Raw genomic sequence first — 13092 nt, 5'->3', positions numbered from 1 at the left:
GGCGGAGGTGGTCACCGCTCGTCTTCCTTCTTCGGGGGGTGGGCGTCGATCCAGGCTTCGGCGCACACCTTGTGGACGGGCTTGCCACGGTCGGAGCGCAGCGGGGTGGGCTTGTCGCACAGCACGCAGGGCTGGTCGCCGGTGTGGTCGTAGTGCTCCGGGGAGCGCCAGTTCAGGAGGGCCACGAGGCTCACCGGCCGGCGCGGGCGAGGGCGGCGGCGGGGAGGGTGTGGCCGGTGCCCTTGCAGGCCGGGCAGACGGCGGCGAGGGTGGCGCGGGTGCCGTCCGGGCGGCGGGTGCCGGTGGTGATGTGGACGGTCGGGAAGCCGTCGCAGTGGCGGCAGACGGGCAGGGTCGGGGCGTGGTCGGGCATCATGGGGTTTCCCTCTCGGGTCCGTTGGATCTGGTGGGGGTTGCAGGCGCCCGGGGCGGCGGAAACTTGGCGGTTGAGGCCGCCCCGGGGGCCGTTATCGGTTGCGTCGTCCGTGGCCCTTGGCCGCATACATGGCGGCGTCAGCGGCAGACAGCGCGTCGGTCAGGCGGGGCATGGTGAGGTCGGTCAGGCGGCAGACGCCGATCGAGGCGGAGACCGGGAGTACACCGGCGTCGTAGAGGACCGGCCGGTTGAGGGCGGCAGCTAGCGCCGGAAGCCCGGCGGTACGCGGCTCACCGACGACCAGCGCGGCGAACTCGTCTCCACCCAGACGGGCGGCGACGCCGTGCCGGGTGGTCCAGGCGGCGAGCCGAAGGCCAGTAGCGGCGATGACCGCGTCTCCGGCCGCATGTCCGTGGGTGTCGTTGATCTGCTTGAAGTCGTCCAGGTCGACCAGGACCGCCACGGCGCCGGGCGAACGGCGGATGAGGCGTTCGGCCCGCGTGGTGAAGCCGGCACGGGTGTGGAGGCCGGTGAGCGGGTCACGGCGGGCGGTGGACAGGCGCCGGGCGAGCAGCCCGCCGTGCAGGGCCCATCCGGTCACGGGTGCCACGGCCGCGAGGAACATCGGGTCCATGGGGCTCACCGGGCCTTGTGCTGGCTGTTGAGCAGGGAGCGGATGACGATGGCGCACACCGCGACCGAAGCGCCCGTGATGGCGACGGCGAGGAGTATCGAGACCAGAACCGTGCCGATCACCAGAACAGCCGCGGTACCGCCGGCCGCGAGGGCGACGAGGGCGCCGGGCGTGAACTGAACCGTCGGCCGCATCGCAACCGGAGCCGGGCCCGGGGTGGGGGTGGTCGGGGTGTGGGTGTGGCTGCAAGTGCAGGCCGGGACGTGGCCGTCCGAGGTGGGCACGAGCGGCGCCAGGGGCGGCAGGGTGGTGGGGTTGGGGGCGGTGTCGGGGCGGGGGTACTTCGGCGTGAACACGGGGCTTGTCCTTCCTCAGGGGTTGCAGCGGTGGGTGCGGGCGGCGAGTTCGGCGCCGGACCTGTCGGGCTTGTCGGTGGAGAAGTTGCAGCCGGGCGCCGTGCAGGTCGCGGTGTGCTTGGTGCGGCCGTGACCGTCGTAGTGCGAGCCGACCTGTACGGGGCCGATGCGGATCACGTCGTAGAAGCGGCGCGGACGCGGCATGAGGAACGTCCCTTCGGTGTCAGGCGAGTTGCGCGGCGATGGAGGCTGCGAGGGGGCCGGCGACGCCAAGGCGGAGACGGAGGGTGTCCGCGTCGATCGACTGGCCGGTTGCTGCGTGGTGGGTGTCGGCGAGCTTGCGCGCGTGGTCGAGCAGGGCCGGAGGAACCGCCGGGGGTGAGGGGGTAGCGGGCTCCGGGAGTATCGATTTCGGAGCGGGATCGGGTGCGGGTGCCGGTTCGGGGGCGGGCAGTTCTGGGGCCTGGTCAGCCTCGCGTTCGACAGTCATCAGGTCAGCGGCCGGTTCCGGCGCCAGCTCGACCGGCATTTCGTCGGGCGTCGAGGTGGGGTTGTGGGCCAGCAGGGTGCCGCCGAGGAAGGCGATGGCGGGCCATCCGGCGACGAGGATGCGCAGCCAGGCGGGTACGGCGTGCAGGTCGAGTAGGCCGGCGGTCGAGACGTTCGCCCCGAGCGAGGCGATGAGTGCGACGACGAACCAGGCCCACGCGGAGCCAGCCGGCTGCTTGTCGGCGTGCAGGGTGCGCATGCGGCGCCATGCGGCCATCAACAGCAGGTCGACGCTGATGGGGTAGGCCCAGGCTTTCCAGCCATGTTGTCCGGCGGCTTCGGCCAGGTCGTGCAGGTGGGCGAAGGACAGTGCTCCGGCGATCACTGCTTGGATCAACACGGCGTCGAAGCGGATGCGCGGCATACCGGACACCTCCTTTCAGAGGTTGAGGGGCCGGGCGGTCGAGGTGGCCGCCCGGCGCCCGGGTGGTCAGGCGTTGGGGTCCAGTCCGGAGCCGAGGCAGGTCAGGCACAGGCCCTCCTGTTGGCCGACGACGCGTTGCCGGCGGCCGACGCGGACGGTCCGGGCAACCTGCCCCGAGCCCTTGCACGACGTGCAGGCGGACGGTTCAGCCGGGACCTTCGCGGCGGAGCGGGTGGTGGTCTTGCGGGCCATGGCGGTTCTCCCTTCCGGTTTCAGGCATGGGCGGGGTAGGGACCTGGCGCGAGACGGTCACGCCAACCGGTGGAGCAGGGGGTGTTAGTCGGTGACGGGCCGGGGCTTGACCAGCGACGGGCCCTCGACTGGTGCGGCCGGATCGGCGGGCACGATGGGCCGGAACGCTGCCAGGAACGGCAGGTCCGGGGTGAGGTGGGCGAAGGCGCGGCAGACGGCGCCGGCTTCGGCGGGGGTGGTTTCCGGTGTGCGGATGCGGGACCAGCCACCGGAGGAGTCACCGGCCACCGCGACGCCAGGGCGATCCGCAGGGATGGCGGTCGCAGCGAACACGGCTTCCGGGGCGATGTCCCCGAGCCCCATCTCAGCGGTCTGCTTGTCGTTGACCCGGTGCACGACCCGGCCCGTGAGCTGAGCACGCAAAGCGGTAGCACCCTTGCCGAGTTCGGAGCCGAAACGCTGCCCACACACCTCCAGGAAGATCCCCACGGCGCGAGCCATCTGGGCGAGACGGACCATCTGCATGACCATCCCGTCCCGGCGCTCCTCCTCCTTCCGTGCCGAGGTGAGGAAGAGTTCCGCGACCTCATCCACCAGCACCACCAGCGGCACCGGACGCACCTCTGCGGGCAGTTCCCACAGGTCGGATACGCCGTACTCGCTCAGCAGGTCGAACCTGGTCTCCATCTCCGAGACCAGGACGTCCAGCAGGCCGGCAGCCTCATCCCGGTTCGTCGCCAGAGCCGACAGCCGTGCGGCGTAGGGGCGCTGCTCGACACCGCGTTTGCAGTCGATCCCCACCAGGCCCACCGGGAGTTTGGCGAGGCCCTTGACCAGGTTGCGCTGGTACATGGACTTGCCCGACTGATTCGCCCCGAGAGTCAGAGCGTGCGGAACCTTGCGGTAGTCCCGCACGAACGCCGACCCGTCATCGCGCTGCGCGACCGGCACCACCATGGGGCCCGAGGGCACCCGGCGCGGCATCCGCACCCGCCGCAGGACGTCGTAGCCGGTCATCCGCAGTTCCACGAAGCCGGGCTTGGTCGTGGTGACGTGCACCGAGTGGACACCCCAGGCGTGACGCAGTCGCTCGGACGCGGCGGCCACGTCGGCAGGCTCCAAACCGGCCGGCAGACGCAGCGTGACCCGCATCCCCGTCGACGTGCCCCGCACCCGGCGGACCTTCGGCGGAACCGGCTGCACCTCCGAGCGCCGGGCCACATTGCGGACCAGGAACGCCCGCAGACGCGACGGCTGCACCGTCAGGCCGCACACGTCCATGGTCGAGGAGTAGGTGGTGGTGAAGCGGCCTATCGCGACGGGCAGGCCCACCAGCGACCAGTACACGCGAGGAGCGCGGACCTTCGCATAGCCGATCCCGCCCGCACCGGCGGCGACGCCGGAGAGTTCGAGCAGCGTGGACACGTCCGTCATGGGGATCAGGCCCCCGCCACGATGGAGACCGCGCGGAAGCTGATCCCGTGGCGCTTCTGCCCGTTGAACTCGTTCTCCCAGTCCCGCGCCTTGAGGCCGATCACCGACACCGGAGTACCCGGCGCGAGTCCCTCCGGGATACCCGTGGACGGCACGGTCACCTGGTAGAGGTTGCCCTCCCCCTCATCCGAGATCAGCAGACCCACCGTCGCGAGCTGAGCACCGGTCTCCCGGTCCATCGCAATCTCACCGGTCTGCTTGTTGACGAGCTTCGGCGCCGGCGCAGTCGCCACGAACACCACAGCGGTCGAAACGTCGATCTTGAAGGACGGCATGTAGTACTCCCTGAGTCGATGCGTTGGCGCAGCCCAAATAAGGCCGCGCGGCTCGCTGTCCTAGGACTGCGAACGCGTTAGGAAGACTATGACTCGCAGTCCTAGGACTGTCAACAGTCCTGGGACTGTGTTTGACTAGATCTGTCGAGAGGAGACGCCCAATGGCGCCAAAGTGGCGGGAGCTGGCGGACAAGCTGGCTGAAGAGATCAAGCGGGGTGAGCAGGGCAAATACCCGCCTGGCACACAGCTTCCGCAGATCAGGGAACTGGTCGAGAACGGCGAGGGCTCTAAGTCCACCGTCCACCAGGCCTACAAAGCCCTTGAGGCCGAAGGCTTGGTCACGTCGTCACGAGGTCACGGCACGGTCGTACGCCAGCGAGTGCCGCTCAAGCGGCTCGGTATTGCCCGATACGACAAGGCCAAGTGGCGTGACGGTGACGAGGTGGCGTTTATCGCGGACCGGGTGGCGTCAGGACGCAGCTACCGCCGGAACGAGCAGACCCAAACGGTGAGCCGCATCGAGGCCCCGCCGCTCGTCGCGGCAGCACACGGTCTACCTGAGGGCGCAGAGGTCTACGCGCGCGCTCGCGTCGTGAAGGAAGGCGACCAGCCGACCCACACGCTCACGAGCTACTACCGACCGGAGCACGTCGAGGGCACGCGAATCGTGGACCCGACCCCCGGCCCTGCCGGACGTGGCGGTGGGTTCAGAGTGCTGTACGACGCCGGGTACGAGATCGACCACATGAAAGAACGGATCTTCGCTCGTCCGCCGTCCTCCGAGGAGGTGAAGCTTTTGCAGCTCCCTCCGGGTGAGCCTGTCGTAGAGCTGCACCGGACGACCTACACCGCCTCTGACACAGTGGTGGAGTTCGCCATTGGTGTGCACGCTGCTTCGCGCTTTGCCTGGGAGTACGACTTCAAGGTCCCGGACTCCGCGAAGCGGGAGAAGGGGCAGTAATGATCTCGACGCAAGCATGGGACGACGCACAACGTCTGTGGGACTACCACCAGGTCGGCCACACCCTGAGGCCCTGCTCAGTCGCGATCGGCTTGGGTAGCCATGACCTGGGCGTGGCCGACACAGCGGTCAGCCTCTATAAGCGCGGATTGACCCCATTGCTTGTCTTCACCGGAGCGACCAGCCCGACCACGCGTGAGCGCATGCCGCGTGGCGAGGCAGTCCACTACCGGGAACGGGCGCTGGAACTCGGCGTACCCGGCTCCGCCGTACTCGTCGAGCCCAGGGCGAGGAACACCGGCGAGAACATCCGTTTCTCCAAGGCCGTGCTGGAAGAGGCCGGCGTAACCGTCTCCTCCGTGCTCCTGGTCAGCAAGCCGTATGAAGAGAGGCGGGCATACGCCACCGCCCGGAAGGTGTGGCCGGAAGTCGAGATCATCAGCGCGTCCACCCCGATGACGTTCGGCGAGTACGTCGATTCCATAGGAGACGGCCGCCTGGTCATCGACATGCTCGTGGGTGCGCTTCAGCGGCTACTGATCTACCCAGAGCAGGGCTACATGATCGGCCAGACAGTGCCGGACGATGTGATGCAGGCCTACGACCGGCTGTGCCACGCGGGCTTTACCAGCCGCCTCATCGACCCGGCAGGCGTGTAGTCCAACCGACCCGAAGCCAGGGGCTGTTACAGGTTTCTCTACCTCATCAAGGCACCCGGCTGCGCTCCGCTCCGCCGGGCGCGCTTCCCGGCTCCGCTCCGGGCGCCGCTCCTGCCTTCGGCCCGCTCCGCCCGCGCTGCGCCGACGCGCGCCCACGAGAGGGAAGGGCCGGGGCCAGAAGGAGACGAACCGAAGGCCCTACGGCAGCTCACGGACAAGGACATGCCTCCGGCGGGGGCGCTCATGCGTCCGGGGTGGGATGGCCCGTCCTGCGAGTGCCGGCATCGTCGGGGTGAGCGTGGGGGGCTCCCATCCCGACCACCTTCGACCCAGGCAGAGCCGAGCAGACGCGGCCCATGGCGTCCAGGTCGTTCGTACAGTGGCGCGCTCCACCTGGACGCCATGAACCACGCCCGCTCCACGGTGTGTGGGTCGAAGGCGGACGGGATGGGAGCAAGGGCGAGTGGTGGTCGGGGAAGTTGGGCCGCGTGAGGCGAGCGGCAAGTACGCTAAAATCTCCGAGAATTGAACGCCAAAGTGGCCGTACGGCACGCTCCGCCAAGATCCGTGCCCTACAGCCTGTCAACGAGGATCAATCACATGCCGCATGACGATCGCCCGCCCACCAAAGTCGTGAGTGAACAAGACTTTAGCGGTAGCGTGAGGTTACCCCAGGTGAGTCGGCCGACTCAACATCGGAGAGTCACCGACGTCGTGTCTCTCATCACAGCGCTCGCCAGCGCCATAACGGCCCTGACACCGATCATCCTCAAGCTGATGTGACGTGCCCGTTGCGTGCCCGGCGCAAGGGGACGCGGCGGGGAACTGCGGGGTCCCAAGGTCTGGCAGCACTACATGCACAGGTCACAGGACTCGCAGGTCAGGCTTGGGCAACGTAGCAGGTCTTCCAAACTAGCTACGCGGGTTCGATTCCCGTCGCCCGCTCCATCGGCCGGGGGCCGGGCCGGGGTTCATCTCCCCGGCCCGGCCCCCGGCCGTTTCCGGCCTTCGGTCGGCCCGCGTCCGGACCTGCGGCCCCCGCGCCCATGGACCGTTCACCCTTGTACGCCCCCACGACGGCCCCGGGGGCGCGTTGAGTTGAGGGGACGCGGTCGCCCGCGCCCGGCGCCTCCGTGCAAACTGCAGCGCCGGCCTGCCGCGATCGCTACGGTAAAGACCTCGAACACGACGGGGGGTTCTTGTGTCGGACCATGCCGCGCATGCTCACAGGGCTCGGGAACTACTGGACGCAAGTGAGAAGTGGCGGGGCGGCCGCAGCCCGGACCAACTCCTGGCGCACGCTCAGGTCGAGGCCCTGCTGGCCCTGGCCGCGGCGGTGGCGCAGCGGCGGGAGTCGGCGGGGAACCCCGTCGATCAGCTGCCCGACGGCGACTGAGCACGAGCGCGGCCCACGCGAACCCGATCGGTCGGTGACCCCGGGGCCCGCGGCGGCCCAGCCACTCCCCCGCGGGCCGGCGTCCCGGCGGTCGGGGGGACCGCGTAAAAGTGTCCCGAGCCGGCTGAGCGGGCCGGGTTCCCGTTGCCCGCCCCGGCGTGCACGTGGACGCCTGCCGCCATGACGTCGGCCCGGCAGGCGGTCTCGTCCCGCCTGCCGGGCCGTCGCTGTTTCCCGTTCCCACTCCGGTCGTCGCCGTCGCGCTCGCGCGCGGCGGTGGCACCGTGAGCGCCCTCGTCACGGTGGCCCGCCGCTCACGGTGGCCCGCCGGCGCGACGAGACGGTGGCGGGCGACCGGAGACGGCCGGGGACAGGTCAGAAGTGGATCTGGCTGATCGTGTCCCCTATCGAGTTCATGAACCTGTTCACGGACGGAGCGATGTCCGTCGACGCAAGGAAGAAACCGAACAGGATCGCCACGATGGCGGGTCCGCCCTTGATGGACTTGCTGCGGATCATCAGCACCAGGATGAGCGCCAACACCACCGCTACGGACACTGAAACGGCCATAACTGATCACACCCTCGGTCGGTCCGCCTAGCCGGCCGCGGGACCGCGCTCCGTCTCGCACCCCGCTGGCACCCATCGTGCCACCAACCCCTGTGTCCGTGCTGCCCAGTGACGAATCATCGACGGCCAGAACACGCCATCCCTCAGGCCCCGCAAACCATCGCAACCGCAACCTTCCGCCGGTGCGCGGCATCCAGCCGTGATCAATGCGCCGGGAAAATCAAATGAATCGCACGCGATCGTTTCAGCGCGCACACAGGTAAAGCACAGCATGTATGGACGACGCCGACCAGGGCGCCGGGAAGGCAATTGAGGTGCGATGGGGTCTCACGTCGGAGCGTGCCGATATGCCCGCTTGAAGACGGATGAATCAGGGCATAGCGCACGGTTGTTGTCAGTTTCCCGCTCCTATGGGCCATCAGGTACAGCGGTTTTACGAAATGCATTGTGCGGGTCTAGGGTGCGTCAAATGGTTCAGGCGTCACAGGGATATGAGAAGACCTCCCGGCCGGGCGACGGGCAGCAGGAATCCGCCCGCACGGCCGTCGCGAACGCATCGACCACGGTGGCCGACACGCCGCCGGGCACGGGCCATCCGTCCACGCGAGCTACGTCTTCGGGACGTGTGACGTCCACCATCGCGCCGCGCACGGAGACCGGTTCCCGCGACAGGCCCGCGGCCACGGCCGGGCCGGCCGCCCGCGCGAAGCCCGCCGCGAAGAAGCGCGAGGCGTACTTCGACAACGCGAAGTACCTGGCGATCGTGCTGGTGGCGGTGGCCCACTCGTGGGAACCGATCATGGACGGCAGCCGCACGACCAAGGCGCTGTACATGGTCGTCTACACGTTCCACATGCCGGCCTTCATCGTCATCTCCGGCTACTTCTCCCGGACCTTCACGGCCAGGCCGCACCAGCTGAAACGGCTGGTGACGGGCGTCGCGGTGCCGTACGTCATCTTCGAGACGGCGTACTCGCTGCTGCGCTGGGCCGGGGAGAAGCCGCACCACCTGACCATCAGCCTCCAGGACCCCTGGTTCCTCACCTGGTTCCTGATCGCCCTGTTCGTCTGGCGGCTCACGACGCCCCTGTGGCAGGCGATCCGCCACCCCCTGCCGGTCGCACTGGTGATCGCGATGCTCGCGTCGTTCTGCCCGTCGATCGGTACCGATCTGGACCTCCAGCGGGTGCTGCAGTTCCTCCCGTACTTCGTGCTCGGCCTGTGCCTGAAGCCGGAGCACTTCCAGCTGGTGCGGCGCCGCGAAGTGAGGATGCTCACGGTGCCGGTGGTCCTGGCGGCGCTGGCCTTCTCGTACGTGATCGCCCCGAGCTTCGCGTCCGGCTGGCTCTACCACAACACCAGCGCGCAGCAGCTGCATCACGCGTGGTGGACCGGGCCCGCCATGGAACTGGGCCTGTTCCTCTGCTCGATGCTGCTGACGGCGTGCTTCCTGTCCTGGGTGCCCGGCCGGCACATGTGGTTCACGGTGCTGGGCACGGGGACGATCTGCGGCTACCTGCTGCACGGCTTCGTGATCAAGGGCCTCGGGTTCGCGGGGGTCTTCGACAACCCGTGGCTGAGCGCCCCGTCGGGCGAGGTCGTGGTGTCCGTCACAGCGGCGGCGGTCGTGACGGTCCTGTGCAGTCCGCCGGTCCGGCGGGCGTTTCGCTGGGCGACCGAGCCGGACATGGCGTGGGCGTTCCGGGCCGGTGGCTGAGCACACGCCATCGGCCCCTTGAGACGGGCGTACGGCCGGTGCGGCTGGTTGAGGCCGCACCGGCCGTTCGTCGTTCCCGGGCCGCGCGGCCCGCACGTCTACCGGCCGAGCAGCCCGTCGATCTCCGTCAGCTGCGCCGCGGTGAGCGGGCCGTACGCCATCGCGCCCGCGTTCTCCTCGGCCTGCGCGACGGTGCGGAAACCGGGGATGGGCACGGTGTGCGCGCCCCGGGCCCAGAGCCAGGCGAGGGCGCCCTGGGCGAGGGTGCGCCCGCCGCTGGTCAGGACGGAGCGGACCGCGTCCACGCGCGCCGCCCAGTGGGGCGCCGGGACCCCGCCCTGCTCGAAGAACCGCAGCCAGGACGGCGGTACGGCCCTGATGTCGCCCGTCGCGCCCCGGCTGCCTGAGCCCCGCTTCGCGGTGAGCAGGCCCATGGCGAGCGGGCTGCGGTTCACGCTCGCGAGGCCGTACCGCGCGGTGAGGTCGAGCATCTCGGGTGCGTCCTCAAGGACGTTGCACGCGTGCTGGACGGCGAGGCAGTGCGGACCCGCGGCGAAGACGGCCGCCCGCCCGGGGTCGTCCGTGCTCCAGGCGTAACCGCGTACGAGCCCTTCGCGTACGAGGTCCTCGCAGGTTTCGCGCAGGGCGGCCCCCTCCTCGGGCGAAGCGCCCGCCAGGTGGAGCTGGTAGAGGTCGACGTGGTCGGTGCGAAGGCGCCGGAGCGAGGCGGTGAGGGCGCGCCGCGCGTGGGCCGGGCCGGGGTCCTCGCCGGTGAGGGTCCTCGTTCCCTCGTCGAAGACGTTGCCCCACTTGGTGGCGATGACGACGTCGTCGCGCCGGCCCGCGAGGGCACGGCCGAGGAGGCGCTCGCTGTGGCCGGTGCCGTACACGTCCGCGGTGTCGAAGAAGGTGACGCCGAGATCGAGGGCGCGGCGGACCGCGGCGACGGACTCGTCGTCGTCGACGCTTCCCCACCCGAGCGGCCCGCCGTCGGGGCCCCGCCATTCGCCGCCGATGGCCCAGCAGCCGAAGCCGAGCGCGCTGACGCGGAGGTCGCTGTGTCCCAATGTCCTGGTGTCCATGGCCCGTGACGCTAGGAGTTGGAGCGCACCCGAAGGCAAGGCCGGCGCGCGTCGGGGTCCCCGTGGGCGGGGCGGTTCACCGGCCGGGGACATCCCTGGCGCACCATCCGGGCCATGCGGGCCATGCGGGGCGAACAGGTCGCGTGGCACCGCTCGGAGGCGGTCGCACCGCGCGAGGGGCAGCGCCGCGACATCGCGGAGATCTACGGCACACCCGACAGCGGACCGGGAACGCCGCCGTCGGCGCGGGACATCGCGGTCTTCCTGGTGGCCTTCGCGGACGACGGCACGGCCGTCGGCTGCGGTGGTCCGCGGGACCTCGGCCGCAGCGCGGGCGATCAAGCGCATGTACGTGGCGCCCGCCCGGCGCGGCTCCGGGGGCGGCGGCAGAGCTGCCGTGGCTCTGGAGGACCGGGCGCGGGCCCATGGCTGGACGGGGCTGCGGCTGGAGAGGGGGACCGGCAGCCTGGGGCCGTGCGCTTCTGCCGCCGGTGCGGCTACCGCCCGATCCCACCCTTCGGCTCGTACGCCGGCTCCTCGTCGTCGCTGGTTCGAACGGGCGCTGGGGCAGGACCGCGCCACGAGGGGCCCCGCGCGCGGGTGCGTGCGCGCCGCGCTCCGGCCGGCGGCGAGGGTCCGCCTCAGCCTGCCGACGGCAGCAGCACGCTCAGTTGGCCCGTGTGCTCGAAGCCGTCGCGGAGCAGGGCCGCCAGGCGCTCCTCCACCGTGCGGGTGTCACGCAGTGTGGGGCTTGTCACGGCTCTCGTCGCGTCGTCCCCGGGCGCCCCGGCCAGGTACGCCAGGGTGCGGGCGTGCGCGTCGGCCAGGTACGCGGCCAGCGTCTCTCCGGCCGGGGAGGGGACGTGGAAGGCGGCCGCTTCCTCAGGGGTGTGTCCGAGGCCGGTGTCCGCGGGGTCCGGGAGGCGGCCGAAGCGGGCGGCCCGGTCCCCCGCCGTCCACAGCTGCGCGCGGCCGAGGAGCTCGGAGACGTTGCGGTCCTGGCCGCGTGCCACGTGCCAGAGGAGCCAGGCGGGGGTGTTGGCGCCGGGCAGCGCCGCCGGGCGGACGTGCAGCATCCGGTCGGGGACGCCGGTGAGCAGCGCCGTCAGGTCGGTGTGCATGCGGACGAACTGGCGGGCGGCCAGGCTCCGCCAGTCGCCCGTGGTCACGGCGCCACGTCCGCGTCGCGGGTGAGCAGGAGCAGCGCCCGGTCGTCGTTGACGTCCTTGGCGACCGCTTCGATGAGGTGCCACGCGGCGCCCTCGAAGCCCGCCTTGACGTACCGGTCGGCCGCGCCGGTGAGCCGGTCGATGCCTTCGCCGAGGTCGCGGCCCGGCGCCTCCACGAGGCCGTCGGTGAACAGCATCAGGACGTCCCCGGGCCGCAGTGCGCCCTTGACCGGGTCGAACTGCGCGCCGTCGTAGACCCCGAGGAGCGGGCCCTCGCCCGACTTCTCCTCCCACAGGCCGGTGCCCGCGTGCAGTTGGAGGGCGGGCAGGTGGCCCGCCGAGAGGAGTTCGTAGTCGCCGGAGTCCAGGTCGAGCACGAGGTGGATGGAGGTGGCGAAGCCCTCGTCCCAGTCCTGTCTGAGCAGGTAGCCGTTGGCGGCCGGCAGGAAGCCGTGCGGCGGCAGCGAGCCGAGCAGCCCGCCGAACGCGCCCGACAGCAGCAGCGCCCGTGAGCCCGCGTCCATGCCCTTGCCGGACACGTCGGTGAGGACGACCTCCAGGGTCCTGCCGCCGTTGGTCCTCGCGGCGACGACGAAGTCACCGGAGAAGGACTGGCCGCCCGCCGGACGCAGCGACCACTCCCGGTACCAGCCCTTCGGCAGTGCGGGCAGCGCGCTCTGCACGCGGATGCGCTCGCGCAGGTCGAACAGCATGGTCCCGCCGCGCCGCCAGGGCACCCCCACGCGCGCCCTGAACTGCGCGAGCAGCAGCCCGAAGAGGCCGCACGCGGCGACCACCAGGACGGTGCCGGGGGTGACGCGTCCCGGCCCCTCGTTGTAGGGGCCGAGCACGATCGACTCGATGATCAGCGCCGCCGCGGACGCCGCGTACAGGCCGAGCAGGCTGGCGGGCCGCAGCAGCAGCCCGCCCGCGACGATCGGCACGACCAGCGCGGACGGCGCGCACCACAGCGGCATCGCCAGGGTGCTCACGGTGATCGCGGGCACGAGCAGCAACAGGCCGATCATGGCGATCCAGTCGGACCCGTCGCCGCGGAAGTAGTCCACTCCGGACCGGCGCAGCGCCGTGCGCACCCGGTGCAGTCTCCTGCGCATCCGGGCCGCATACGATTCCGCTCCCGCAACACCGGCCATGGTGGTTGGACCCTATCGATCTGTTCGCCCGCCGTGCAGAGGGGGCCCATTGTGTTCGATATCGGATCGCCATGGCAGCCCCT

The 13092-nt window shown here is 70.6% G+C and carries 17 protein-coding genes; 4 read left to right on the top strand and 13 right to left on the bottom strand.

Translation table 11 applies throughout. The annotated features are described in order from the left end of the window. Nucleotides 1-11: 11 nt before the first annotated feature. The 9 genes from OG310_RS23780 to OG310_RS23740 all read right to left on the bottom strand — a co-directional run bounded on the left by OG310_RS23780 (nucleotide 12) and on the right by OG310_RS23740 (nucleotide 4300). Nucleotides 12-185 carry a hypothetical protein gene (locus OG310_RS23780; RefSeq protein ID WP_329457899.1) on the bottom strand — a complete coding sequence of 58 codons (174 nt, stop codon included), beginning with the start codon at nucleotides 183-185 and terminating at the stop codon, nucleotides 12-14. A 5-nt stretch (nucleotides 186-190) separates the two neighbouring features. Further along, nucleotides 191-373, bottom strand: a complete 183-nt coding sequence (locus OG310_RS23775) for a hypothetical protein (protein WP_329460338.1) — start codon at nucleotides 371-373, stop codon at nucleotides 191-193. A 94-nt stretch (nucleotides 374-467) separates the two neighbouring features. Beyond that, nucleotides 468-1010 (bottom strand): GGDEF domain-containing protein, encoded by a 543-nt coding sequence (locus OG310_RS23770; RefSeq protein WP_329457898.1) that lies wholly within the window; start codon nucleotides 1008-1010, stop codon nucleotides 468-470. A gap of 5 nt (nucleotides 1011-1015) precedes the next feature. Beyond that, entirely contained in the window at nucleotides 1016-1366 is a 351-nt protein-coding gene (locus OG310_RS23765) for a SpdD protein (protein ID WP_329457897.1), read from the bottom strand. A 15-nt stretch (nucleotides 1367-1381) separates the two neighbouring features. Next, on the bottom strand, nucleotides 1382-1570 hold the full coding sequence (locus OG310_RS23760) for a mobile element transfer protein (RefSeq protein ID WP_329457896.1): 189 nt from the start codon (nucleotides 1568-1570) through the stop codon (nucleotides 1382-1384). 19 nt (nucleotides 1571-1589) lie between these two features. After that, a complete protein-coding gene (locus OG310_RS23755) occupies nucleotides 1590-2279 on the bottom strand; it encodes a DUF2637 domain-containing protein (protein WP_329457895.1) in 690 nt (229 codons plus the stop codon). 66 nt (nucleotides 2280-2345) lie between these two features. Continuing rightward, nucleotides 2346-2531: a hypothetical protein gene (locus OG310_RS23750; protein WP_329457894.1), complete on the bottom strand. Its 186-nt coding sequence runs from the start codon at nucleotides 2529-2531 to the stop codon at nucleotides 2346-2348. An 84-nt stretch (nucleotides 2532-2615) separates the two neighbouring features. Further along, a complete protein-coding gene (locus tag OG310_RS23745; RefSeq protein ID WP_329457893.1) occupies nucleotides 2616-3965 on the bottom strand; it encodes an FtsK/SpoIIIE domain-containing protein in 1350 nt (449 codons plus the stop codon). Between the two features lie 5 nt (nucleotides 3966-3970). Continuing rightward, a complete protein-coding gene (locus OG310_RS23740) occupies nucleotides 3971-4300 on the bottom strand; it encodes an SCO3933 family regulatory protein (protein ID WP_329457892.1) in 330 nt (109 codons plus the stop codon). A 161-nt stretch (nucleotides 4301-4461) separates the two neighbouring features. Between OG310_RS23740 and OG310_RS23735 the strand changes: the two genes are divergently transcribed. From OG310_RS23735 to OG310_RS23725, 3 genes are all read left to right on the top strand, one after another. After that, nucleotides 4462-5262 (top strand): GntR family transcriptional regulator, encoded by an 801-nt coding sequence (locus tag OG310_RS23735; protein WP_329457891.1) that lies wholly within the window; start codon nucleotides 4462-4464, stop codon nucleotides 5260-5262. Then, a complete protein-coding gene (locus OG310_RS23730; protein WP_329457890.1) occupies nucleotides 5262-5921 on the top strand; it encodes a YdcF family protein in 660 nt (219 codons plus the stop codon). The genes OG310_RS23735 and OG310_RS23730 overlap by 1 nt, the downstream gene beginning before the upstream one ends. Nucleotides 5922-7122: 1201 nt before the next feature. Beyond that, entirely contained in the window at nucleotides 7123-7317 is a 195-nt protein-coding gene (locus tag OG310_RS23725) for a hypothetical protein (protein ID WP_329457889.1), read from the top strand. A gap of 375 nt (nucleotides 7318-7692) precedes the next feature. Here OG310_RS23725 and OG310_RS23720 read toward each other — a convergent pair whose 3' ends face one another. Next, complete coding sequence (locus tag OG310_RS23720; protein WP_329457888.1) at nucleotides 7693-7887, bottom strand: hypothetical protein; 195 nt, start codon at nucleotides 7885-7887, stop codon at nucleotides 7693-7695. Nucleotides 7888-8356: 469 nt separating this feature from the next. On the opposite strand from OG310_RS23720, the gene OG310_RS23715 reads away from it, so the two are divergent. After that, a complete protein-coding gene (locus OG310_RS23715) occupies nucleotides 8357-9604 on the top strand; it encodes an acyltransferase family protein (RefSeq protein WP_329457887.1) in 1248 nt (415 codons plus the stop codon). 98 nt (nucleotides 9605-9702) lie between these two features. Here OG310_RS23715 and OG310_RS23710 read toward each other — a convergent pair whose 3' ends face one another. The 3 genes from OG310_RS23710 to OG310_RS23700 all read right to left on the bottom strand — a co-directional run bounded on the left by OG310_RS23710 (nucleotide 9703) and on the right by OG310_RS23700 (nucleotide 13009). Beyond that, nucleotides 9703-10686: an aldo/keto reductase gene (locus OG310_RS23710; RefSeq protein WP_329457886.1), complete on the bottom strand. Its 984-nt coding sequence runs from the start codon at nucleotides 10684-10686 to the stop codon at nucleotides 9703-9705. Between the two features lie 641 nt (nucleotides 10687-11327). After that, the gene (locus tag OG310_RS23705) at nucleotides 11328-11855 is read right to left on the bottom strand and encodes a DinB family protein (protein WP_329457885.1); all 528 of its coding nucleotides are present in this window, start codon (nucleotides 11853-11855) and stop codon (nucleotides 11328-11330) included. Next, a complete protein-coding gene (locus OG310_RS23700; RefSeq protein ID WP_329457884.1) occupies nucleotides 11852-13009 on the bottom strand; it encodes a PP2C family protein-serine/threonine phosphatase in 1158 nt (385 codons plus the stop codon). The genes OG310_RS23705 and OG310_RS23700 overlap by 4 nt, the downstream gene beginning before the upstream one ends. Nucleotides 13010-13092: the final 83 nt, after the last annotated feature.

The organism is Streptomyces sp. NBC_01497, from assembly GCF_036250695.1.
Classification (GTDB): domain Bacteria; phylum Actinomycetota; class Actinomycetes; order Streptomycetales; family Streptomycetaceae; genus Streptomyces.
The sequence above is the reverse complement of the archived record's forward strand: the minus strand, read 5'-3'. Positions and strand labels throughout refer to the sequence as shown.